1 protein-coding gene is annotated in these 752 nt (G+C 71.4%); it reads right to left on the minus strand.

The window, feature by feature from the left end; genetic code table 11:
- A partial coding sequence (locus ABD363_RS32455) for a beta-ketoacyl [acyl carrier protein] synthase domain-containing protein (RefSeq protein ID WP_344610044.1) occupies positions 1–741 on the minus strand: 741 nt, incomplete at its 3' end.
- Positions 742–752 lie beyond the last annotated feature (11 nt).

Raw genomic sequence — 752 nt, forward strand, 5'->3', positions numbered from 1 at the left:
GGGCGCGGCCCAGGGCTGCCGCTCGCGCACCAGGTAGAACGGGCTGTCCTCCAGCTCGATGTAGGGATTGACCCGCTCGCAGTGCAGCGACTTCACCAGCGTGCGGTGCCGCAGCTGCAACAACACCTTGATCACGCCCGCGACCCCGGCCGCCAGCTCCAGGTGCCCGATGTTGGTCTTGACCGAGCCCACCCCGCAGTGCGCCCCCTGCACGGCCGCCCCGTGCGCCCGGTACAACTCGGCGAAGGCCGACTTCAGCCCGTTGATCTCCACCGGGTCGCCCAGCGCCGTGCCCGTGCCGTGCGCCTCGATGTAGCCCACCGTCCGCGGATCGACCCCGGCCCGCGTCCACACCCTGCGGATGAGGTCCGCCTGCGCACGCGGGTTCGGCGAGGTCAGCGAGTTCGCCCGGCCGCCGTGGTTCTCCCCGGTCGCACGGATCACCCCGTAGACGTGGTCGCCGTCGCGCTCGGCGTCCGACAGCCGCTTGAGCACCAGCATCCCCACGCCCTCACCGCGCACATAACCGTCCGCCCGGTCCGAGAACGTCTTGCAGCGCCCGTCCACCGCGAGCATCCCCGCCATGGAGAAACTGATGTGCCCGTCGGGTACGACGATGGTGTTGACGCCTCCGGCGACCGCCATGGGGCACTCTCCGCGCTCGATGGCGGCGACGGCGCGGTGGATGGCGACCAGGGAGCTGGAGCAGGCGGTCTCGACCGGCTCGCTCGGCCCGTGCACGTCGAGGAAGT

This window comes from Streptomyces glaucus, from assembly GCF_039533365.1.
GTDB lineage: Bacteria > Actinomycetota > Actinomycetes > Streptomycetales > Streptomycetaceae > Streptomyces > Streptomyces glaucus.